Origin of the sequence: Ruminococcus sp. OA3 (assembly GCF_022440845.1) — a bacterium.
Lineage (GTDB): Bacteria > Bacillota > Clostridia > Lachnospirales > Lachnospiraceae > Ruminococcus_G.
In genome coordinates, this window is the sequence record NZ_JAKNTO010000001.1 from 1,126,708 (window position 1) to 1,148,735 (window position 22,028).

General features: G+C 48.0%; 16 protein-coding genes, 4 tRNA genes and 2 rRNA genes. 18 read left to right on the forward strand and 4 right to left on the reverse strand.

Annotated features, from left to right (window positions below; all coding sequences use genetic code 11):
• Positions 1-96 precede the first annotated feature (96 nt).
• Positions 97-1,707: a CTP synthase gene (locus MCG98_RS05145; RefSeq protein WP_240300729.1), complete on the reverse strand. Its 1,611-nt coding sequence runs from the start codon at positions 1,705-1,707 to the stop codon at positions 97-99.
• Between the two features lie 90 nt (positions 1,708-1,797).
• On the reverse strand, positions 1,798-3,276 hold the full coding sequence (locus MCG98_RS05150; RefSeq protein WP_240300730.1) for a DUF1846 domain-containing protein: 1,479 nt from the start codon (positions 3,274-3,276) through the stop codon (positions 1,798-1,800).
• Between the two features lie 197 nt (positions 3,277-3,473).
• On the opposite strand from MCG98_RS05150, the gene ftsH reads away from it, so the two are divergent.
• The 4 genes from ftsH (at position 3,474) to MCG98_RS05170 (ending at position 9,350) form a co-directional block, all read left to right on the forward strand.
• Positions 3,474-5,447, forward strand: coding sequence for an ATP-dependent zinc metalloprotease FtsH (gene ftsH / locus MCG98_RS05155; protein ID WP_240300731.1), 1,974 nt, complete (start codon positions 3,474-3,476; stop codon positions 5,445-5,447).
• A gap of 2 nt (positions 5,448-5,449) precedes the next feature.
• Positions 5,450-7,309: an excinuclease ABC subunit UvrC gene (gene uvrC, locus MCG98_RS05160; protein ID WP_240300732.1), complete on the forward strand. Its 1,860-nt coding sequence runs from the start codon at positions 5,450-5,452 to the stop codon at positions 7,307-7,309.
• A 170-nt stretch (positions 7,310-7,479) separates the two neighbouring features.
• Positions 7,480-8,415 (forward strand): HPr(Ser) kinase/phosphatase, encoded by a 936-nt coding sequence (gene hprK / locus MCG98_RS05165; protein ID WP_240300733.1) that lies wholly within the window; start codon positions 7,480-7,482, stop codon positions 8,413-8,415.
• On the forward strand, positions 8,415-9,350 hold the full coding sequence (locus MCG98_RS05170; RefSeq protein ID WP_275891251.1) for an ROK family glucokinase: 936 nt from the start codon (positions 8,415-8,417) through the stop codon (positions 9,348-9,350). Before hprK ends, MCG98_RS05170 begins: the two co-directional genes overlap by 1 nt.
• A 241-nt stretch (positions 9,351-9,591) precedes the next feature.
• On the opposite strand, the gene MCG98_RS05175 is transcribed toward MCG98_RS05170, so the two are convergent.
• Positions 9,592-12,288 (reverse strand): PBP1A family penicillin-binding protein, encoded by a 2,697-nt coding sequence (locus MCG98_RS05175; RefSeq protein WP_240300735.1) that lies wholly within the window; start codon positions 12,286-12,288, stop codon positions 9,592-9,594.
• Positions 12,289-12,425: 137 nt separating this feature from the next.
• On the opposite strand from MCG98_RS05175, the gene MCG98_RS05180 reads away from it, so the two are divergent.
• Entirely contained in the window at positions 12,426-13,100 is a 675-nt protein-coding gene (locus MCG98_RS05180) for a YigZ family protein (protein ID WP_240300736.1), read from the forward strand.
• Here the strand turns inward: MCG98_RS05180 and MCG98_RS05185 are convergent.
• A complete protein-coding gene (locus MCG98_RS05185; RefSeq protein WP_240300737.1) occupies positions 13,097-13,615 on the reverse strand; it encodes a peptidylprolyl isomerase in 519 nt (172 codons plus the stop codon). The two genes, MCG98_RS05180 and MCG98_RS05185, sit on opposite strands and share 4 nt — an antisense overlap.
• A 193-nt stretch (positions 13,616-13,808) precedes the next feature.
• On the opposite strand from MCG98_RS05185, the gene tsaE reads away from it, so the two are divergent.
• From tsaE to MCG98_RS05250, 13 genes are all read left to right on the forward strand, one after another.
• On the forward strand, positions 13,809-14,240 hold the full coding sequence (gene tsaE, locus MCG98_RS05190) for a tRNA (adenosine(37)-N6)-threonylcarbamoyltransferase complex ATPase subunit type 1 TsaE (protein WP_240300738.1): 432 nt from the start codon (positions 13,809-13,811) through the stop codon (positions 14,238-14,240).
• Positions 14,241-14,243: 3 nt separating this feature from the next.
• Positions 14,244-14,963, forward strand: a complete 720-nt coding sequence (tsaB, locus tag MCG98_RS05195) for a tRNA (adenosine(37)-N6)-threonylcarbamoyltransferase complex dimerization subunit type 1 TsaB (protein WP_240300739.1) — start codon at positions 14,244-14,246, stop codon at positions 14,961-14,963.
• Positions 14,960-15,394 (forward strand): ribosomal protein S18-alanine N-acetyltransferase, encoded by a 435-nt coding sequence (gene rimI, locus MCG98_RS05200; protein ID WP_240300740.1) that lies wholly within the window; start codon positions 14,960-14,962, stop codon positions 15,392-15,394. The genes tsaB and rimI overlap by 4 nt, the downstream gene beginning before the upstream one ends.
• A 113-nt stretch (positions 15,395-15,507) precedes the next feature.
• Positions 15,508-15,756: a hypothetical protein gene (locus tag MCG98_RS05205; protein ID WP_240300741.1), complete on the forward strand. Its 249-nt coding sequence runs from the start codon at positions 15,508-15,510 to the stop codon at positions 15,754-15,756.
• 52 nt (positions 15,757-15,808) lie between these two features.
• Complete coding sequence (locus MCG98_RS05210) at positions 15,809-16,720, forward strand: ribonuclease Z (protein ID WP_240300742.1); 912 nt, start codon at positions 15,809-15,811, stop codon at positions 16,718-16,720.
• A 5-nt stretch (positions 16,721-16,725) separates the two neighbouring features.
• On the forward strand, positions 16,726-17,757 hold the full coding sequence (gene tsaD, locus MCG98_RS05215) for a tRNA (adenosine(37)-N6)-threonylcarbamoyltransferase complex transferase subunit TsaD (RefSeq protein WP_240300743.1): 1,032 nt from the start codon (positions 16,726-16,728) through the stop codon (positions 17,755-17,757).
• The gene (gene ispD, locus MCG98_RS05220) at positions 17,757-18,458 is read left to right on the forward strand and encodes a 2-C-methyl-D-erythritol 4-phosphate cytidylyltransferase (RefSeq protein WP_240300744.1); all 702 of its coding nucleotides are present in this window, start codon (positions 17,757-17,759) and stop codon (positions 18,456-18,458) included. The genes tsaD and ispD overlap by 1 nt, the downstream gene beginning before the upstream one ends.
• Before the next feature lie 214 nt (positions 18,459-18,672).
• Positions 18,673-18,758, forward strand: a tRNA-Ser gene (locus MCG98_RS05225).
• Between the two features lie 234 nt (positions 18,759-18,992).
• A tRNA-Ser gene (locus MCG98_RS05230) sits at positions 18,993-19,082 on the forward strand.
• A gap of 251 nt (positions 19,083-19,333) precedes the next feature.
• Positions 19,334-20,964 (forward strand): 16S ribosomal RNA (locus MCG98_RS05235).
• A gap of 289 nt (positions 20,965-21,253) precedes the next feature.
• A 5S ribosomal RNA gene (gene rrf / locus MCG98_RS05240) occupies positions 21,254-21,371 on the forward strand.
• Positions 21,372-21,464: 93 nt separating this feature from the next.
• A tRNA-Ile gene (locus MCG98_RS05245) sits at positions 21,465-21,538 on the forward strand.
• Between the two features lie 157 nt (positions 21,539-21,695).
• Positions 21,696-21,768, forward strand: a tRNA-Ala gene (locus MCG98_RS05250).
• Positions 21,769-22,028: the final 260 nt, after the last annotated feature.

Below are 22,028 nucleotides of genomic sequence, written 5' to 3' on the forward strand. Positions count from 1 at the left end.
TGTGTGATGGTTATTTTACGGCGCTCCCGTTCTTTGGGGGATCAGGGGAGGCAATATGCGGCAGTATTTCCGGGAGGAAAAAGCCGAAATAACATTTCAGATTTTTTTCCTGTTGTCAATCGCCGCTGCAACGAGACCCTTAAACAGCGGATGGGGGCGATTCGGCCTTGACTTGAGTTCGGGATGTGCCTGGGTTGCGATGAAAAACGGATGGTCCTTCAGTTCTATCATTTCTACAATCCTTCCGTCCGGGGACAGACCGGAGAGCGTCATGCCACTCTCTGTGAGCATACTGCGGAAGTCATTGTTTACCTCATAACGATGTCTGTGGCGTTCATAAATGGTCTCCGCGCCGTATATCTGATATGATCTGGAAGTCTTGTCCAGGACACAGGGGTAAGCACCGAGGCGAAGGGTTCCGCCGATGTCCTCCACGCCGTTCTGATCCGGCATCAGAGCTATAACCGGATGTGCGGTGGCGGGATCAAGTTCTATACTGTGGGCATCAGTACAGCCCGCCACATTGCGCGCATACTCCACGATAGACAGCTGCATGCCGAGGCAGAGTCCCAGAAAAGGTATTTTATGTTCTCTTGCATAGCGGATGGCCTGAATTTTTCCTTCGATTCCACGATCACCGAAGCCTCCGGGTACGAGGATACCATCGGCATCTTTGAGAACTTCGGAAACATTTTCGCTGTTCAGCAGCTCAGAATCCACCCAATTGATATTGACGGTTGCATGACTGGCAATGCCTCCATGTTTCAGTGCTTCAACGACGCTGATATAAGCATCATGCAGGGCAATATATTTGCCGACCAGCGCGATCGTAACATCCTGCGTCGGATTGCGGAGTGCTTTGACCATGGAGATCCAGTCGCTCAGGTCGGGTTTGGGACATTCCAGACGCAGAGATTCGCAGGCAACCTGTGCCAGGTGTTCCTGCTCCATTGCAAGGGGGGCTTCATAGAGATATTCCACATCCAGGTTCTGCAGTACGTGATTGCTGGGAACGTTACAAAACAGGGCGATCTTGTCTTTGATTTTCTGATCAAGTGGAAGTTCGGAACGGCATACGATGATATCGGGCTGAATTCCCATTCCCTGCAGCTCTTTGACGCTGGCCTGGGTGGGTTTTGTCTTCATCTCGCCGGATGCTTTCAGATAAGGAATCAGGGTGACGTGGATAAGGATGGCATTTTCATGTCCTACATCGTGCTGGAATTGGCGGATTGCCTCGAGGAATGGCTGGCTTTCGATGTCGCCAACCGTACCGCCGACTTCGATGATGGCAATCCGTGTATCTTCAGAGGTGAAATTTCGGTAAAAACGGCTTTTGATTTCGTTTGTGATATGTGGTATCACCTGGACAGTACCTCCGCCGAAATCGCCGCGGCGTTCTTTCTGCAGTACGGACCAGTAAATCTTTCCCGTTGTGACGTTGGAATTCTTGTCCAGGCTCTCATCGATGAAACGTTCATAGTGCCCAAGATCAAGATCTGTCTCAGCACCGTCGTCTGTCACAAATACTTCGCCGTGCTGTATGGGGTTCATGGTTCCGGGGTCGATGTTGATATACGGGTCAAATTTCTGCATGGTCACTTTGTAGCCCCGGGCCTTTAAAAGACGGCCCAGAGAAGCTGCCGTGATGCCTTTACCAAGACCGGATACAACACCGCCCGTCACAAATACATATTTTACTGGCATAATTCTCCTCCTTTTCATGTCGTACATTAAAAAATACTGAAATAGTATACAACAAACAGGGAGAATAATACAATAAAAAAATTTATTTTGTCAGAAAAATAATTGTTTGTTTTCATACTGAGGTTCCGTTGTCACCTGAACCGACAGTCTGTTAAAAAGCTTCATATCTACGGAGGACAGGATAACAGAACTGTGTACCTGGCATCCGGCGAGCTTCGGGAGCTGCTCAAGGGCCTGTTGTGCGCAGAGATCAGATGCAGCGGAGGTCGAGAGTGCGATCAGTACTTCGTCCATATGCAGCCGTGGATTGATGCTTCCCAGATACCTGGTCTTCAGGCGTGAAATTGGAGCAATCGATTCGGGTGAGATCACATGTTTATTATGTTCGATACCTGCCAGATGTTTCAACGCATTCAGAAGAAGTGCGGAACATGCGCCCAGAAGGCGGGAAGTTTTTCCGGTAATGATGGTTCCGTCCGCAAGTTCGATCGCAGCGGCAGGTGCGCCGGTGGTCTTTGCGCGTTCCAGAGCAGGAGCGATGACACTGCGGTCCTCGGTGGAAATCTGTGCCTGTTTCATGATCAGCTCAATTTTAAAAGCTTCTTCTTCTTTGTCCGCTCCTGCGGCGATATCCGCGAGTGCATGATAGTAGCGGCGCAGGATCTCCTGACAGGATGCCGCGCGGCAGGCTTCGTCATCAATGATGCAGTTGCCGGCCATATTTACGCCCATATCCGTCGGTGATTTGTATGGGCTTTTTCCGAAAATACGTTCAAAAATGGCATTTAATACCGGAAAGATCTCAACATCCCGATTGTAGTTGACGGTTGTTACATTGTAAGCGTCAAGGTGGAACGGATCGATCATATTGACATCGTTCAGGTCGGCTGTTGCCGCTTCATAAGCGAGATTGACCGGGTGTTTCAGTGGTATATTCCAGATTGGAAATGTCTCGAATTTTGCATATCCGGCACAGATCCCCCGTTTATGTTCATGGTACAGCTGGGACAGGCAGGTTGCCATCTTACCACTTCCCGGTCCCGGGGCAGTCACTACGACAAGCGGACGAGAGGTTTGAATATAATCATTTTTACCGTAACCCTGTTCGCTGACGATGAGTGGAATATTGGACGGATAACCGTCGATAATATAATGAATGTAGACGGGAATGCCCATTTTTTCGAGGCGCGATTTAAAATGCAGTGCACTGTCCTGGCCGGAATACTGTGTGATCACGACACTCCCGACAAAGAGTCCCATATCGCGGAACTCATCAATCAGACGGAGCACGTCAGTATCGTATGTGATGCCAAGGTCACCGCGCACTTTGTTTTTTTCAATATCTGAGGCATTGATGGTAATTACGATTTCTGCCTGGTCAGCAAGCTGCAGCAACATACGGAGTTTACTGTCCGGCTCAAAACCAGGAAGAACACGGGCGGCATGATAATCGTCAAAAAGTTTGCCCCCGAATTCCAGGTAAAGCTTATCATCGAATTGGGAAATGCGCTCCCTGATATGACGGGACTGCATCTCCAAATATTTTTCATTGTCAAATCCTTTTTTCATAAGTTTCCTTCTCGCTTCCATGTGGTATGATTTATCTATGAAAACAGTATACTACAAGAGAGAATAACAGTGCCAGTGACAATTCTTATTTTTTTAGGAAAACTTTAGAATTGTGTCCGGCTTTTCACAAACTGCGTATTGATTTATCCGGGTTTAATCTTTATAATTAAAAGGTGTTATTACAAGGAGGATAAAGAATGGAACAAGACCCAAAGAATACAAAGCCGGAAGGGCCTGGCGGCAATGGACCGAAAAACAGGCAGTCCCTGCTTATACTGCTGATCAGCACGCTGGTTATCCTGGTTTTATGGAATGTTTTCAGCGTGTTTTTAAGTGGATCGGCAAATCAGGAAATTACCTATGATAAATTTATTGAGATGGTAGACAACGGAGAAGTAACCAAGGTCGTGCAGGAATCTGATAAATTGACGATTACCCCGAAAGAACAGAAGATTGAGGGGATTCAGTTTAATTATACGGTTGTCATGACAGAGGACGGGAGCGCCCTGACCAAACGTCTGGAAGGCAAAGATATCACATTCGAGAAAAAAGAGCCGAACATGGCAGCCTCCGTAATGTCAACGATTTTAAGCCTTGTATTGCCGATCGTACTGATGTTTGTAGGACTTTCGTTTTTGATGAAGCATTTAAACAAAGGCGGAGGCATGATGGGAGGAGTCGGGAAGAGTAAAGCCAAGGCTTACGTGCAGAAAGAAACAGGTGTCACATTTAAGGATGTGGCAGGACAGGACGAGGCCAAGGAGTCTCTTCAGGAGGTAGTTGACTTCCTGCACAACCCGACGAAGTATACTGCGATCGGTGCGAAGCTTCCGAAAGGGGCACTTCTGGTCGGACCTCCCGGAACCGGCAAGACATTGCTTGCGAAGGCGGTTGCCGGTGAGGCACACGTACCGTTCTTTTCGCTTTCCGGTTCGGATTTTGTGGAAATGTTTGTAGGTGTCGGTGCATCGCGTGTGCGTGACTTGTTTGAAGAGGCTAAAAAGAATGCTCCGTGCATCATCTTTATCGATGAGATTGATGCCATCGGTAAAAGCCGTGACAGCCGTTACGGAGGCGGGAATGATGAGCGTGAACAGACATTAAATCAGCTGCTGGCAGAGATGGATGGATTTGATACCTCCAAAGGCCTGTTGATTCTTGCAGCGACCAACCGCCCGGAAGTTCTGGACCCGGCTTTGCTGCGTCCCGGACGCTTTGACCGCCGTGTTATCGTTGACCGACCGGATTTAAAGGGACGTGTCAATATCTTAAAGGTACATGCAAAAAATGTACTGCTGGATGAGACGGTAGACCTTGACGGTATTGCGCTTGCAACTTCAGGAGCGGTCGGCTCCGATCTGGCGAACATGATCAATGAGGCTGCGATCCTCGCAGTGAAGAATCGGAGAAAAGCCGTATCGCAGAAAGACCTGCTGGAAGCGGTAGAGGTCGTTCTGGTCGGAAAAGAAAAGAAAGACCGTATCTTAAGTCAGGAAGAGCGCAGGATCGTGTCATACCATGAGGTAGGGCATGCACTCGTAAGTGCGCTTCAGAAGGATTCAGAACCGGTTCAGAAGATTACCATTGTCCCAAGAACAATGGGAGCGCTCGGCTATGTGATGCAGGTTCCCGAAGAGGAAAAGTACCTGAACACAAAAAGCGAGCTGGAAGCGATGCTTGTGGGACTTCTGGCGGGGCGTGCGGCAGAGGAGATCGTATTTGGGAATATTACGACGGGAGCTGCCAATGACATTGAAAAGGCAACCAGTATTGCCAAGGCGATGATCACGCAGTACGGAATGTCTGAGAAATTCGGACTGATGGGTCTTGCAAGTGCAGAGAACCAGTATCTGGATGGAAGGACTGTGATGAACTGCGGAGATGATACTGCCACTGAGATCGACCATGAGGTGATGGAACTTCTTCGCGTATCCTATGAAAAGGCAAAAGTTCTGCTGTCGGGCAACAGGGAGGCACTGGATAAAATTGCAGCCTTCCTGATTGAGAAAGAGACCATTACCGGAAAAGAATTCATGGAAATCTTCCGCAGGGTAAATGGCATCGAGGAATCTGACGCCATGTCTGAGGAACAGCCGGCTATAACCGGGGAAAATGGACCAGATGAAGAGATTTCAACAACTGCAGACAATACAACACCAATGGAACCATAATTATGTTTAATCTGGAAGAAGAATTGAAAAAACTCCCGGCCAGGCCGGGAGTCTATATTATGCATGATCAAAAGGATGAGATCATCTATGTAGGAAAAGCGGTCAGTCTGAAAAACCGTGTGCGTCAATATTTTCAAAGCAGCAGAAACAAAGGCGTGAAAATTGAGCAGATGGTGACGAAGATTGCCCGCTTTGAGTATATCATTACAGACTCAGAGCTGGAAGCGCTTGTGCTGGAATGTAATCTGATTAAGGAGCATCGGCCGAAATATAATACGATGCTGAAAGATGATAAAAGCTATCCTTTTATAAAAGTGACGATTCAGGAAGAGTACCCAAGGGTGCTCTTTTCGCACCGCATGCAGAAAGACAAAAGTAAATATTACGGGCCGTATACGAGTGCGGGCGCGATAAAAGATACGATCGAATTGATGAGGAAGCTGTACAGGATACGTTCATGCAGCAGGAATCTTCCGAAGGACCAGGGAAAAGAACGACCGTGTCTCTATTACCATATTGGCCAGTGCATGGCCCCGTGCCAGGGCAACATTTCAAAGGAAGATTATCGGAAGAATATCGAAAGTGTGCTGGATTTCCTGAACGGCAATTTTAAAGCCGTGTTAAAAGAACTGGAAGAAAAAATGCAGGCAGCATCAGATGAACTGCGCTTTGAAGAGGCGATGGAATACCGGGATCTTATGAAAAGTGTAAAACGGATCGGTGAACGCCAGAAGATCACGGGAAGCGACGGAGAGGACAAGGACGTGATCGCCATCGCCGCTGATGAAAATGATGCGGTTGCGCAGGTGTTTTTTGTAAGGGAAGGACGTCTGATCGGGAGAGACCATTTTTATCTCCGGGTTGCACGGGAGGACAGCGAAGAGCAGGTCCTTTCCAGTTTTTTAAAACAGTTTTACTCCGGGACGCCGTTCGTGCCTAAAGAGTTGATGATTCAGTACGACATTGATGATCGGGAAGTGATCGAGGAATGGCTCACTAAGGTGAGAGGGCAGCGGGTTTATGTTCGGGTACCGAAAAAAGGGACCAAGGAGAAGCTTGTGGAGCTCGCCAAACAAAATGCCCGGCTGGTTCTGAACCAGGATAAGGAACGGCTGAAACGTGAGGAAGGACGTACGATCGGTGCGCTCAAAGAGATTGCCCGCTGGCTGAATATGGATTCCCTGAACCGTATTGAGGCGTTCGATATCTCCAATATCAGCGGTTTTGAATCGGTCGGTTCGATGATCGTCTATGAAAAAGGAAAGCCGAAGCGAAATGATTACAGGAAATTTAAGATCCGTTCTGTGAAAGGTGCCAATGACTATGCCAGCATGGAGGAAGTACTGACGCGCCGGTTTACGAGAGGCCTGAAGGAGCAGGAAACTGAACAAAATCAGGGAGGATTCCTGCGTTTTCCGGATCTGGTTATGATGGACGGAGGACGCGGTCAGGTCAATATTGCCTGTGAGGTACTGCAGAAACTTAACCTTGATATACCGGTCTGCGGTATGGTCAAGGATGACAAACACAGGACGAGAGGACTTTATTTTCAAAATGAAGAAATTCCGATCGACCATTCGTCGCAGGGATTTCAGCTGATCACACGGATTCAGGATGAAGCACATCGTTTTGCGATCGAATATCATCGCCTGCTGCGCAGCAAGGGGCAGGTCCATTCGATTCTGGATGATATTCCGGGAGTGGGACCGGCACGCAGGAAGGCTCTGATGAAACATTATCAGTCGCTGGACAATATCAAGGCAGCCAGTGAGGAAGAGCTGGCGAAGCTGCCCTCCATGAATGCGGACAGTGCACGGAAAGTCCATGCGTTTTTCCACCCGGAAGATTCAGAGAATTCTTGATGCGGCAGGGTGCCTATGGTATAATAACTGCACAGCAGATGATACCTGGCAAGCCGCGATCTGAAAAACAAATATCCATGCGGGCTGCTTGTTTTTCTGCCACACGCGGAATCATGGGAATAACAGGAAACGCGTTTTAAAAGAAAAAGAAAAAGGATAAGGAGCATGATATGAAGGCAGTTGAACTCAGCAAAATTATAGAAACACTGAATCTGAAGAACCTGACTCCGGATATCGACCTGGACCAGATTAAAATTGAGATGCCTGACATCAACCGTCCGGCACTGCAGCTGGCAGGGTATCTGGAGCATTTTGCAACAGAGCGTGTGCAGATTATCGGATATGTGGAGTATACATACCTGATGCATCTGACAAGAGAAGAGAAAATAAAATCCTATGAGGGATTTATCTCAAAGGGAATCCCGTGTGTTGTATTTACCACACAGACAACAGCGGATGAGGACATGCTGGCACTTGCCGAGAAATACAAAGTACCGACTCTTCAGTCGGAGCGTACGACTTCTAATTTTATGGCGGAGATCATCCGCTGGCTGAATGTTCAGCTGGCACCTTGCATTTCCATCCATGGAGTTCTTGTGGATGTATACGGTGAAGGTGTACTGATCATGGGCGAGAGCGGCATCGGAAAGAGCGAGACAGCCCTTGAACTGATCAAACGTGGACATCGTCTGGTAAGTGATGATGTCGTCGAGCTCAGAAAGGTGAGTGATGAGACACTGGTGGGTTCAGCTCCGGATATTACGCGTCATTTTATAGAGCTTCGCGGAATCGGAATTATTGATGTAAAGACGCTGTTTGGTGTCGGAAGCGTTAAGAATACACAGTCCATTGATCTGGTGATCAAACTGGAGGAATGGGACAGGGATAAAGAATATGACAGACTTGGTCTGGAACAAAAATATACGGAGTTTTTGGGCAATAAGGTTGCATGCCATGGAATTCCGATCCGCCCGGGACGTAACCTGGCTATCATTGTAGAGTCTGCAGCAGTCAACCATCGTCAGAAAAAGATGGGTTATAATGCCGCACAGGAACTTTACAACCGTGTGCAGGCAAATATGACCCGGAAAAGAGAGGAACGTTGATGGGCGAGTATTGTTTTGGTATCGATGTAGGGGGAACGACCATTAAACTGGGCTGTTTTATGACGGATGGTACGCTTCTGGAAAAGTGGGAAGTTCCTACAAGGCTGGAGGAACAGGGAAAATATATACTCTCTGATGCAGCCGGGGAAGTAAAGCGGGTGATCCGTGAAAGAGGATTGGAAAATGGACAGGTCTGCGGTGTCGGCCTTGCCGTTCCGGGTCCTGTTAACGACGAAGGAGAGGCTTCACAGGCGGTGAACCTGCATTGGGGATACAAACACCTTGTCAGAGAACTGGGGGATATGCTTAATCTTCCGGTGAAGGCTGCCAATGATGCCAATGCAGCCGCTCTGGGGGAACTGTGGCAGGGTGCAGGCAAAGGGTGCCGTAATATGATCATGGTGACGCTTGGGACCGGCGTAGGCGGTGGTATCATAGTAAACGGAAAGATTGTAGCGGGGGAACACGGAGCAGCCGGAGAAATCGGCCATGCCTGCGTAGAACCTTCGGAAACAGCCGTTTGCAACTGTGGAAATCACGGCTGTCTGGAACAGATGGCTTCAGCAACCGGAATTGTAAGACTCGCGAAAATGGAACTTGCGGGATGCGATGAGGAATCTCTGCTTCGCGCTCAGGAAGTGACGGCGAAGAATGTCTTTGATGCGTATAAACAGCGGGATGCACTTGCAGGACGAGTCGTAGAGAAGTTTGCACAGTATCTGGGAAATGCACTCTCTATCTATGCATGCGTTGTAGATCCCGGAAGGATTGTGATAGGGGGCGGCGTGTCAAAAGCTGGTGAAGTACTGATCGGGCCGATACGGAAATATTATGAACGGGATGCTTTTCCGGCATGCAAAGATACGCCGATCGTGTTGGCAGAACTGGGAAATGACGCAGGCATTTACGGATCCGCCAAGCTGGTACTGCCGTAAAAACAAAGCGTCTTTGTACAGTTTGACGAAAGACATGTAAAATACAGCATATAATTTGGTGATGGGGATGATTGACAGGAAATCACCGGTCGGATACAATATATGTGAGCTGGAAAACAGCTTGCAACAAAGGCGTTGTTCTCTTGGAGAACAACGCCCTTTTTCATACCCAATCGGGGATAACACCCCAATTTCTCCCTATTTATGAGAAAGCCGCTAACGTCAGGCGGCTTTCTTTTCGTTAATCTGTATTATTCTCAATATAATCCCGCCAGTCATCATACCGGTTTCCGCCGGAATCACTGTTGCCGGGGGAGTCGCCACTGTCGTCAGAATCGCTGTTTCCGGGGGAACCATCACTGTCGTCGGAATTATTGTTTCCGTTTGTATCTTCGCGGTCATCATCGTTCTCAGCATCGTCAGGATCATCATAACGGTCACTGCCATTGTTATCCGTAGAATCATAGCCATTGGATGGGCTGTTGCCGTAATCACTGCGATCATAACTGCTGGAAGAACTGCTGTTCCTGGAACTGCCGCTTCCATAGGTATTATGCGAAGTGGAATCTGTATTCGTCTTCTGGTGTGAAGAACAGCGTTCTGTTGGAAGGGTGGATTTTTCAAAGTATTCCTTAATAGTCGGACATCCGGAAGATGCCAGTTTACCTGAAATCTGACAGACAGTCGCCTCAGTCACACTGTTTGGCATCTCAAAATCCTTGTCCGGAAGGTTTTCATGAATCCGATTCATGATCTTTCGCCAGAGTACCTGGTGATAAGTCCTGCCGATTCCATTCGGTGATAATTTTTCGTTGTTGTCATATCCTGCCCATACCGCACATGTATAGTAAGGAGTGTATCCGGCGAACCATACGTCGTTGTATGCAGAGGTTGTACCGGTTTTACCTGCGACTGTCATATCATCCAGGCGAAGGTTCTTTCCGGTTCCTTCGGTCACAACATCTTCCATGGCGTTTGTCAGCAGATATGCAGTGCTTTCCTTGGTAACGGTTGTCTCCTGCGCAGTGTTTTCCAGAACGACATTGCCGTCCTGATCCAGGATCTTTGTATAAAACATCGGCTTAATATACGTACCGCCATTGGCCAGGGCAGCATAGGCTGATGCCAGTTCCAGGTTGGTGACACCGTATGTGATACCGCCAAGTGCCAGGGGCTGATAGATGTCTGAAAATATCTTGCCGTTGATGGTTTTGGAGGTGATCAGATTTGAAAATCCAAAATTCTGAAGATAATCAAAACCAAGCTGGGGCGTGATCTCCGTCAGGCATTTGACAGCAACGACATTAATAGACTGTTCGATCGCATGGCGGATGGTTGTCGTACCATTATAACTGTCAGACAGCCAGTTCCGTACTTTAGTGCCGTCTTCATACTCATATGGCTCATCCTCGTAAGTGGTTGCCAGGGTCAGGCCCTGATCGAGTGCCGGTGCATACGCAGCCAGGATCTTAAATGTGGAACCGGGCTGACGGTAAGTGTTTGTCGCTCTGTTGAGCGTCAGACTGGCAGTTTTTTCACCTCGTCCGCCGACGATCGCCTTTACATATCCCGTATGCTGATCGATAACCGTGAGAGATGACTGCGGCTGTGGAGAAAAGCTGGTTCGTTCACCGATTACGGTTTCTCCCGGAAGGACAACACTTTGCTTGTAAGCATCGATATAGCTCTGTGCTTCTTCCTGTGAATCAAACAGAAGTTCAAAATCAGGATCGATATCTTTGAAATGAAGACGCATCATTTCTACACTGTAATTTTGTACAGTTCCATCCGTCTTTTTGACAGAGAGTGCCCAGTCGATGCCGACCTGGCTTTCCTCCGGGAAATTGTCAGGATTGGTATATTCATCATCGCAGATTCCCTGGATGACAGGATCCTGGGTCGTATAAATTCGGAGACCTCCGCTGTAAAGTGCATTCTGTGCCTGGACTTCGGTATAGCCCTTCTGGATCTGGAGATCATTAATGACCTGGTCGATGAGTTCATCGATGAAATACGAATACGGAGCAGCCTGTTCCTGTGAAGAATCGGTCTCCTGAATCCGGTCATATACATTGTCCGCGAGTGCCGTCTCGTACTCGCTCTGAGAGATATATCCCTGGCTTAGCATATTGGATAAGACTTTGTTGCGGCGCTCGATATTTTCTTCCGGATGGTTGATGGGATTATACTTTGTCGGGTTCTGAGGGATCGCAGCCAGAACTGCAGATTCTGACAGGGTGAGCTCAGAAGCATCCTTATTGAAATATCTCTGGGAGGCGGCCTGAATCCCATAGGTGCCTGCTCCGAAGTTGATCGTGTTGAGATAGTTCTCTAAAATAATATTTTTTGTGTCTTTTCCCTGGCGGTTCAGAGATTTTTCTAATTGAAGCGCAAGATACTGTTCCTGAAATTTTCTTTTAAAGCGTTCAATTTTACCTTCATCGGTCCAGTTGGTAAAGACATTGTTTTTCAGCAGCTGCTGTGTCAATGTACTGGCACCTTCATTGAAATTAAAGCCGTTGGAAACACCATTTACGAAAGCACGCAGAATTCCGCGCACATCAATGCCTTCGTGTTCATAAAAACGCTCATCCTCAATTGCTACGATCGCATGCTGCATATCGAGCGCTATTTTGTCGATGGATACGGACATACGGTTTGAGGAAGAGGAAGTCAGTTTCTGCAGCTGATTACCATTGGTATCATACACGAACGTTGCGTAGCCGCTGGGCATAATATTGACATCACTGATATCAGGAGCGCTGTCTATCATACCGTTAATAACGCCGAACACAAGGCTGATGCAGATGACGCCGAAGGAAATCAAAGCGATAAACAGTACCTTTAAAAAAGAAACTCCCGCTTTATTGCCAAGCATCGGAGCGGAAGAGTTCAGAGCTTTCTGCTTTTTTAAGGTTTTGTTTTTTCCAAAATTCATGAAAGAACCTCCTATTCTGCGTTCATTATAGCAAAATAGAAATACTAAGGAAAGCCCCCAAATAAAAACTTCACAATTTCTTTAGAAGCGTGTACAATGGTTTTGACAGGAAAAAAGAAAAAGAACGGGGAGGCGACATGATAGAACAATATAAGACAATTTTCCGGGGCGGACAAGCCGAGATCGTGGAGAAAAAGTCACGGTTCATAGCAGCCCTGCGGTATGTGGAAAATGAAGAATCAGCGATGGAATTTGTCGAACAGATAAAAAAACAGCACTGGAATGCCAGACACCACTGCTGGGCTTATGTGATCGGGGAACGTCAGGAAAAGGTGCGGTGCAGTGATGACGGGGAACCGTCGGGGACAGCCGGCAAGCCGATGCTGGATGTTCTGCTCGGTTCAGGGGTGTGCTATGCGGCAGCCGTGGTGACCCGCTATTTTGGGGGTACACTTCTTGGCACCGGGGGTCTGGTGCGTGCATATTCCAGAGCAGTGCAGGAGGGGCTGCAGGCATGCGAGATCATCGAGCGGCAGTATGGCGCGCTGCTCTTCGTGCAGACAGATTATAATGGGCTGGGGAAGATACAGTATCTGCTTGGACAGCAGAATATTCCGATTATGGATGTGATCTATGGAGAAGGTGTAGATATGAAAATCCTCCTGCCTGTGAGTCTGGCAGAAAAACTTCGGGCTGACATCACGGAAGCCACCAGCGGTAAAGCCGAAATTCACAGGGAGGAGGAACTATATTTTGCGGTGAAGGATAAGAAGATCCTCACCGGTGATGCATTGTTAGCGGAAGAAATTTAGCATTTTTCCGGTTCAGAATACGACTCGCCAAATGTATCCACTGTGATGGATGCAATGCGCTGAGGAGTCAGCGGCTTATCATTGTAGTCACGGGAAACGTTGGCGATCTTGTCTACCACGTCGAGACCCTCGGTTACTTTCCCGAAAGCTGCATAAGCGCCATCGAGATGCGGTGATTTTTCATGCATGATAAAGAACTGGGATCCTGCAGAGTCAGGGTGCATAGCGCGTGCCATGGACAAAACGCCTGGTGTATGTGAGAGGTCATTTTTGAAATTGTTCTGAGCGAATTCACCTTTGATGGAATAGCCAGGACCTCCCATGCCGGTTCCGTCCGGGCAGCCGCCCTGAATCATGAAGCCCGGTATGACTCTGTGAAAAATCAGGCCATCGTAATAACCCTTCTGGATGAGTGAAATAAAGTTGTTGACTGTGTTTGGCGCGACATCCGGATATAATTCAGCTTTCATGACATCGCCGTTTTCCATTGTGATGGTAACGATTGGATTTGCCATAGTATCGTTCTCCTTTTTATTTTGTAGAATGATGCCGGGGTCAAAAGGTATTTTCCCCCTGGTATCATAGAATATGAACATTATAAGGGTTTTTGGAAAAAGTTGCAAGGGCAGGCAGTTGTAAGCTCAGAATGGGTGTGCTATAATCCAGTGTAACTTTAGAAATCCGATGAACGGGTGATTGGAGGAACAGATGATATTTGAAACGTATCAGCCCGATGAGACGCTTGAACTTGGCGTGCGTATTGGCCGACAGGCGAAAGCAGGACAGATTTATACGCTGACCGGGGACCTTGGTGTCGGCAAGACAGTATTTACACAGGGAATTGCAAAAGGACTTGGCATAACAGAGCCTGTCTGCAGCCCCACCTTTACGATTGTACAGGAGTACGATACAGGGCGTCTGCCACTGTATCATTTTGACGTTTACCGGATTGGTGATTTAGAGGAAATGGAAGAAATCGGTTATGATGATTATTTTTTCGGAGAGGGTATCTGCCTGGTGGAGTGGGCGGAACTGATCGAAGAACTTCTTCCTGACGGATGCATTCGGATCACCATTTTGAAAGAGCCGGAAAAGGGTTTTGATTACCGGCGAATTATAATAGAAGGGACGGATGAATAAATTATGAAGATTTTGGCGCTGGACAGTTCCGGACTTGTGGCGTCGGTTGCGCTTGTGGAAGATGAAGTGCTGCTTGCGGAATATACAGTAAATTACAAAAAGACACATTCACAGACTCTGCTTCCTATGCTTGATACGATCGGGGCCATGATAGATCTGGATCTGAGTACTGTTGATGCGATCGCCATTGCAGCGGGACCGGGTTCTTTTACAGGCCTTCGCATTGGATCTGCGACCGCAAAAGGACTGGGTCTTGCCCTTGGTAAGCCAATCATAGGGGTGCCGACAGTGGATGCGCTGGCATATAATCTGTATGACTGTGAAAAAATCATATGTCCAATGATGGATGCCCGGAGAAATCAGGTTTATACAGGATTCTATACATTCAGGGAGCATCAGCTGAAAGTGCTTCGGGAACAGACTGCGGCGGCTGTGACGGATGTGGCGGCGTGGTTAAATGAGATGGGAAGAGAAGTCATCTTTCTTGGAGACGGTGTACCGGTATACCGGGATTTAATACAGCGAAAGATGCGCGTGCCGTATTCGTTTGCACCTGCGCATGTCAATAAACAGAGGGCCGGTGCAGTGGCGGCGCTGGGTGAAATCTACTATGCGCAGGGTAAAATACAGGATGCCAAAGAGCATCAGCCGGAATATCTCCGGATGTCCCAGGCAGAGCGGGAACGTGCAGAAAAACTGAAACAGGAAGAGAAGACGGTATGATTACAATACGAGACATGCAGATTGATGATCTGGAACAGGTGATGCCTATTGAGTCTGAAAACTTTTCCGTTCCCTGGTCAGAGACTGGTTTTTTTTCTTTTTTAATAAGAGAGGATGCAATATTTCTTGTGGCAGAAGAGGAGCGGGAGATCCTTGGCTACTGCGGAGTACTTATGGTTCCTGACGAGGGAGACATCACGAATGTTGCAGTGAAAAAAGACAGGCAGCACCAGGGTATCGGGAAACTGCTTGTGCAGGAGCTGATCAAAAAGTCTTCTGATGCAGGGGTTACCACCCTCCATCTGGAAGTCCGCGAGAGCAATACACCGGCGATCGGGCTGTATCAAAAGCTTGGATTTGTGCAGGTTGGAGTTCGCAGGAACTATTATGAAGCACCGGCTGAAGACGGTATCATGATGGTCAGAAGATAGCAGAGGTGCTATCTTTTTCTAAATCTGCAAACCATTCCCACTGGGATTTGCATTTGAAATGATATATAATGCAATTGTGGAACGAAAGACAGCGACTCCAAAGGAGGAACGATATGAGAAAATACAGAAACGAAACAGTAGAAAAACTCGAACTGCTTTCCTGCAATCGCTGCGGAAAATCCATTAAGCTTATAAACGGTATGGAGGCAGAAGGGGTATGCCATATTGAAGTACCGTGGGGATATTTTTCAGAGATGGACGGAGAAGTTCACAGTTTTGACCTGTGCGAGGAATGTTACCGTAAATTTATAAAAGAGTTTGCGATACCTGTGACAGTCAGAGAAAGAAAAGAGTTGTTGTAATCTCATTCCTGTGGTAGAATAATAAAATTGAAATTGGGAATGAGGTTTTATCATGTTAGATGTATGTTTGCTGGGATGCGGCGGCATGATGCCGCTGCCGCGCAGATGGCTGACTTCGCTGATGACGCGTTATAACGGGAGCAGTCTTCTGATCGACTGCGGCGAAGGCACACAGATTGCGATAAAAGAAAAAGGCTGGGTATTCAAACCGATCGATGTGATCTGTTTTACCCATTATCATGGGGATCATATCAGTGGTCTTCCGGGACTTTTGCTCACGATGGGCAATGCAGACCGGACCGAACCGCTGGTGCTGATCGGACCGAAAGGGCTGGAACGTGTTGTTTCCGCCCTTCGTGTCATTGCACCGGAACTTCCATTTGAGTTGAAATTTATCGAGCTTAGGCAGGCGGTAGAGACGATCGATATCTGTGGTTATCATATCACGGCCTTTCGGGTGAATCACAATGTGACATGTTACGGATACACGCTGGAGATCCACAGGAAGGGGAAATTCCAGGTGGAGCGTGCCAAGGAGCAGGGGCTTCCGGTACAGCTCTGGAGACAGCTCCAGAATGGCGAGACGGTCGAATATGATGGAGTCAGGTATACGCCGGATCTGGTGATGGGCCCGCCGAGAAAGGGGATCAAACTGACATATTGTACGGATACCCGTCCGGTACCGGCGATCGCAGAGCAGGCGGCCGGGGCGGATTTATTTATCTGCGAAGGCATGTATGGTGAGGCTGAAAAAGCGGTCAAAGCAAAAGAGTATAAGCATATGACGTTCAGGGAAGCAGCCGGTCTGGCAAAAACGGCGAAAGTAAATGAGATGTGGCTGACACATTACAGCCCGTCACTTGTACGGCCGGAAGATTATATGGAAGACGTGAATGCGATTTTCCCGAATGCAAAGCCGGGTCATGACGGCAAGTCATGCGAACTGCAGTTTGAAGAGGATTAACGGATATGGAAAAACAAAAAGACGATATTTTGATTTTGGCAATTGAAAGCTCCTGTGACGAGACGGCAGCGGCTGTCGTGCGGGGGGGAAGAGAAATTCTTTCTAATGTTATATCTTCTCAGATTGAACTCCATAAGCTGTATGGAGGGGTAGTGCCGGAGATTGCTTCCAGAAAACATATAGAGAAAATCAATCAGGTCATTGAAGCAGCCCTTGCAGAAGCCAAAGTTACCCTGGATGACGTCGATGCGGTCGGGGTTACTTACGGTCCCGGACTTGTTGGGGCACTTCTCGTCGGAGTGGCTGAGGCAAAAGCGATCTGCTATGCCCGTAAGCTGCCGCTGGTCGGCGTGCACCATATCGAGGGGCATGTATCGGCAAATTATATCGAGCATCCGGATCTGGAACCGCCGTTTATGTGTCTGATCGTGTCGGGTGGCCATACACATCTCGTGATTGTAAAGGATTATGGGGAATTTGAGATACTGGGAAGGACTCGCGACGATGCAGCAGGCGAAGCGTTTGATAAAGTCGCCCGTGCAATCGGGCTTGGTTATCCCGGAGGTCCGAAGATTGACAGAATCTCCAAAGAGGGAAATGCCGATGCCGTTGTTTTTCCGAAGGCCAGGCTTGAGGATGGACCGTATGATTTCAGCTTCAGCGGTGTGAAGTCAGCGGTGCTGAATCATCTGAATCACTGCCGCATGCAGAATATTCAGATCAAGGAGGCAGATATCGCGGCTTCTTTCCAGAAGGCAGTCGTGGATACACTGGTGGAAAAATCGATGAAAGCGGCAGAGGCGTATCATATGAAGAAATTTGCAATTGCAGGCGGCGTGGCATCGAACCAGACACTGCGGGCAGCGATGCAGAAAGCATGTGAACAGCAGGGACTTACATTTTATCATCCATCTTCCATCTTCTGTACGGATAATGCGGCGATGATTGGGGTGGCTGCTTATTATGAATATCTCAAGGGGACCCGTCATGGCTGGGATCTGAATGCTGTACCGAATCTGAAACTTGGAGAACGGTGATGGAAAAAGGAAAATGCATCGCGATTGTGCTGGCTGCAGGCCAGGGCAGACGCATGGGAACAAAAGTTCAGAAACAATATCTGCATATTCAGGACAGACCTGTGGTATACTATGCCCTGGAAAGTTTTCAGAAGAGCAGTATTATTGATGAAATCATTCTGGTGACAGGTGAAAAAGAAATCGTTTTCTGCAAAGAGGAAATTGTACAGCGTTATCAACTGGATAAAGTGCGGAAGGTGATAAGCGGAGGAAACGAACGTTTTGATTCCGTGTACCGGGGGCTTCTGTGCTGTGAAGACTGTGCGTATGTATTTATTCACGATGGCGCGCGGCCGTTTGTCGATGAAGCAGTTATTGAGCGGACGTACGCAGCCGTGCAGGAATACGATGCCTGCGTCGCGGCGATGCCTTCTAAAGACACAGTGAAAATTGCTGATGGGGATGGGTTTGTGAAATGCACGCCAGACAGGAGTACGGTATGGACGATACAGACACCACAGGTGTTTTCCTACACTTTAATCCGCAGAGCATATGATGATCTGATGGCGAACCCGATTGAAGGTATCACAGATGATGCCATGGTGGTAGAGCAGACAGAGCATCATCCTGTGAAGCTTGTGGAAGGTTCTTATTATAATATAAAAATTACCACACCGGATGATTTGAAGCTGGCTGAATTGTTCGTAAATGAGTCGTTATGAGTGTAATTTAATGAGTCATGGAACTTTGATTTATAGTCTAACATTTGTGGAAAATAACGTTAGTTGACGCGTGCTGATAACAGTTGTTGAAAAAATTAAAAAAATGTAAAAAAGTATATTGACACTGCCGGATAATAATGGTAGAATATCATTTGCGTCACGGTAGTGCTTGCGCATCAAATAGCGCACGAAACCGGGCATTTACACCATATATGGAGAGGTATCGAAGTGGTCATAACGAGGCGGTCTTGAAAACCGTTTGTCCGCAAGGGCGCGTGGGTTCGAATCCCACCCTCTCCGTCGCCGAAAGCAACTTAGTGAATGCGAGCCGCAGGCGAAGCATGAACTTAGTGCGAGGCGGTTCACGAACCTTAGCGCGTGCGAAGCACGAGGTTAGTTGAGTGAACATACAGTTTAAAAGCAACTTAGTGAATGCAAGCCGCAGGCGAAGCATGAACTTAGTGCGAGGCGGTTCACGAACCTTAGCGAGTGCAAAGCACGAGGTTAGTTGAGTGAACATAGACAGGGCAATTTGGAGAAGTACCCAAGCTGGCCGAAGGGGCTCCCCTGGAAAGGGAGTAGGTCGTTAATAGCGGCGCGAGGGTTCAAATCCCTCCTTCTCCGTTCGCTGGAAACGCTTTGGAAAAACGACAAAAAAGTTTAAAAAAAGTGTTGACAGAGAAAAAGAAACATGATATTCTGTTATAGCTGTCGTCGAGAAATACGGGCACAGCAAACAACGAACTTTGATAACTGAACAGTAAAACACATCCTTGAAAATTCTAAAAAAGAATTTCATTAAATTGACGAAAAGTCAAAACCAACAGTAAAAGGGATAAGATAGCCAAGAGTTATCTTGAACTGGAACGAACACTTAATTTGAGAGTTTGATCCTGGCTCAGGATGAACGCTGGCGGCGTGCTTAACACATGCAAGTCGAACGAAGCACATAAAACGGACATCTTCGGAAAGAAGTATTATGTGACTGAGTGGCGGACGGGTGAGTAACGCGTGGGTAACCTGCCGTATACAGGGGGATAACAGTTAGAAATGACTGCTAATACCGCATAAGCGCACAGAGTCGCATGGCTCGGTGTGAAAAACTCCGGTGGTATACGATGGACCCGCGTCTGATTAGGTAGTTGGTGGGGTAACGGCCCACCAAGCCCGCGATCAGTAGCCGACCTGAGAGGGTGACCGGCCACATTGGGACTGAGACACGGCCCAAACTCCTACGGGAGGCAGCAGTGGGGAATATTGCACAATGGGGGAAACCCTGATGCAGCGACGCCGCGTGAGCGAAGAAGTATTTCGGTATGTAAAGCTCTATCAGCAGGGAAGAAAATGACGGTACCTGACTAAGAAGCCCCGGCTAACTACGTGCCAGCAGCCGCGGTAATACGTAGGGGGCAAGCGTTATCCGGATTTACTGGGTGTAAAGGGAGCGTAGACGGCATAGTAAGTCTGATGTGAAAGGCGGGGGCTCAACCCCTGGACTGCATTGGAAACTATTAAGCTGGAGTGTCGGAGAGGTAAGTGGAATTCCTAGTGTAGCGGTGAAATGCGTAGATATTAGGAGGAACACCAGTGGCGAAGGCGGCTTACTGGACGATCACTGACGTTGAGGCTCGAAAGCGTGGGGAGCAAACAGGATTAGATACCCTGGTAGTCCACGCCGTAAACGATGTATACTAGGTGTCGGGGGGCAAAGCCCTTCGGTGCCGCAGCAAACGCAATAAGTATACCACCTGGGGAGTACGTTCGCAAGAATGAAACTCAAAGGAATTGACGGGGACCCGCACAAGCGGTGGAGCATGTGGTTTAATTCGAAGCAACGCGAAGAACCTTACCAAGTCTTGACATCTAACTGACCGGCCCGTAACGGGGCCTTCCCTACGGGGCAGTTAAGACAGGTGGTGCATGGTTGTCGTCAGCTCGTGTCGTGAGATGTTGGGTTAAGTCCCGCAACGAGCGCAACCCTTATCCTTAGTAGCCAGCATATGAGGTGGGCACTCTAGGGAGACTGCCAGGGATAACCTGGAGGAAGGTGGGGATGACGTCAAATCATCATGCCCCTTATGATTTGGGCTACACACGTGCTACAATGGCGTAAACAAAGGGAAGCGAGACAGTGATGTTAAGCAAATCCCAAAAATAACGTCTCAGTTCGGATTGTAGTCTGCAACTCGACTACATGAAGCTGGAATCGCTAGTAATCGCGAATCAGAATGTCGCGGTGAATACGTTCCCGGGTCTTGTACACACCGCCCGTCACACCATGGGAGTCGGATATGCCCGAAGCCTGTGACCCAACCCTCATCAGTAAGCATGAGAGAGGAGCTATGTACGAAGATTAGATTGCGAAGCAAGCTAATATTCGTTTTAAGAAAACGTAGCGGATCGTGCTTAGTGATGAGGGAGGGAGCAGTCGAAGGTGGAGCCGATAACTGGGGTGAAGTCGTAACAAGGTAGCCGTATCGGAAGGTGCGGCTGGATCACCTCCTTTCTAAGGAAGAAGAAGTAGGCATTGAGCATTTGATGAGAACGAGCCGGAAGGCGAAGGTCGAATCTAGTGCGAAAGCCCGCCTGGACACTTAGCGAATGCGAGCGAAAGCGAAGCATGAGGTTAGTGACCACGGTGAAGAGATGTGTTTTACTGTTGAGTTATCGAAGAGATAACGCACTGGTGAGGAAAAAAAGAGCAGCTTACTACACAACGTAAGCAGAAGAAGTTCCACTGACGTAGAACAGCTTTCACACTAAGCTCGGAAGGGCCTCGCTAAGTGTTCAATGTTTCTGGTGGCGATGCGCTTAGGGGAAACACCCGTACCCATCCCGAACACGATGGTTAAGACTTAAGCGGCCGATGGTACTGCACTGGTGACGGTGTGGGAGAGTAGGTGGCTGCCAGACCATAAAAAAGTTAATGAATCCGAGCGAGAGCGAAGGATGAATTTAGTTTTTCAGGTCGTTCGCAAAACGAAGTGAAGCGAACTTCCGAAAAAAGGGCTTATAGCTCAGCTGGTTAGAGCGCACGCCTGATAAGCGTGAGGTCGGTGGTTCGAGTCCACTTAAGCCCATTAAGTGGAAACTTCTCGGTAGAGGAGGAAAGGCCCACTTAAGCCCATTAAGTGGAAACTTCTCAATAGAGGAGGAAAGGCCCACTTAAGCCCATTAGGTGAAACTTCCTAAAACAGGAAAAATCCATTTGAAAAAGCAATAATAAATAAGACCCATGGGGGTGTAGCTCAGTTGGGAGAGCACCTGCCTTGCAAGCAGGGGGTCAAGGGTTCGAATCCCTCCATCTCCATTCGGTATGGAAACATACCGGAATACAATCAAATACGAAGAAGCAGATGGAAGCAAGCTTCCAGAGTCTCTTAGGATCTGATTGTGCAGATGTACCTTGAAAACCGCATATACGAAAATATCTATATTGATAACATCTCTTATCAGCGAAGCTGATAAGCAAGAAACGTTAGAGATAGGAAAAGACATCCGAGGAACCACAGGCAGAGATGCATGTGGTGAATCAAACATTGTAAACGCAATGAAACGAAACGCTCGATG

Excerpts from the sequence above, each read along its gene's own strand:
- MCG98_RS05145 (WP_240300729.1), bottom strand. The coding sequence starts at position 1,707 with ATGCCAGTAAAATATGTATTTGTGACGGGCGGTGTTGTATCCGGTCTT.
- MCG98_RS05205 (WP_240300741.1), top strand. The coding sequence starts at position 15,508 with ATGAGAAAATACAGAAACGAAACAGTAGAAAAACTCGAACTGCTTTCC.
- uvrC (WP_240300732.1), top strand. The coding sequence starts at position 5,450 with ATGTTTAATCTGGAAGAAGAATTGAAAAAACTCCCGGCCAGGCCGGGA.
- ispD (WP_240300744.1), top strand. The coding sequence starts at position 17,757 with ATGGAAAAAGGAAAATGCATCGCGATTGTGCTGGCTGCAGGCCAGGGC.
- MCG98_RS05175 (WP_240300735.1), bottom strand. The coding sequence starts at position 12,288 with ATGAATTTTGGAAAAAACAAAACCTTAAAAAAGCAGAAAGCTCTGAAC.
- tsaB (WP_240300739.1), top strand. The coding sequence starts at position 14,244 with ATGAAGATTTTGGCGCTGGACAGTTCCGGACTTGTGGCGTCGGTTGCG.
- rimI (WP_240300740.1), top strand. The coding sequence starts at position 14,960 with ATGATTACAATACGAGACATGCAGATTGATGATCTGGAACAGGTGATG.
- MCG98_RS05170 (WP_275891251.1), top strand. The coding sequence starts at position 8,415 with ATGGGCGAGTATTGTTTTGGTATCGATGTAGGGGGAACGACCATTAAA.
- MCG98_RS05180 (WP_240300736.1), top strand. The coding sequence starts at position 12,426 with ATGATAGAACAATATAAGACAATTTTCCGGGGCGGACAAGCCGAGATC.
- ftsH (WP_240300731.1), top strand. The coding sequence starts at position 3,474 with ATGGAACAAGACCCAAAGAATACAAAGCCGGAAGGGCCTGGCGGCAAT.
- hprK (WP_240300733.1), top strand. The coding sequence starts at position 7,480 with ATGAAGGCAGTTGAACTCAGCAAAATTATAGAAACACTGAATCTGAAG.
- MCG98_RS05210 (WP_240300742.1), top strand. The coding sequence starts at position 15,809 with ATGTTAGATGTATGTTTGCTGGGATGCGGCGGCATGATGCCGCTGCCG.
- MCG98_RS05150 (WP_240300730.1), bottom strand. The coding sequence starts at position 3,276 with ATGAAAAAAGGATTTGACAATGAAAAATATTTGGAGATGCAGTCCCGT.
- MCG98_RS05185 (WP_240300737.1), bottom strand. The coding sequence starts at position 13,615 with ATGGCAAATCCAATCGTTACCATCACAATGGAAAACGGCGATGTCATG.
- tsaD (WP_240300743.1), top strand. The coding sequence starts at position 16,726 with ATGGAAAAACAAAAAGACGATATTTTGATTTTGGCAATTGAAAGCTCC.
- tsaE (WP_240300738.1), top strand. The coding sequence starts at position 13,809 with ATGATATTTGAAACGTATCAGCCCGATGAGACGCTTGAACTTGGCGTG.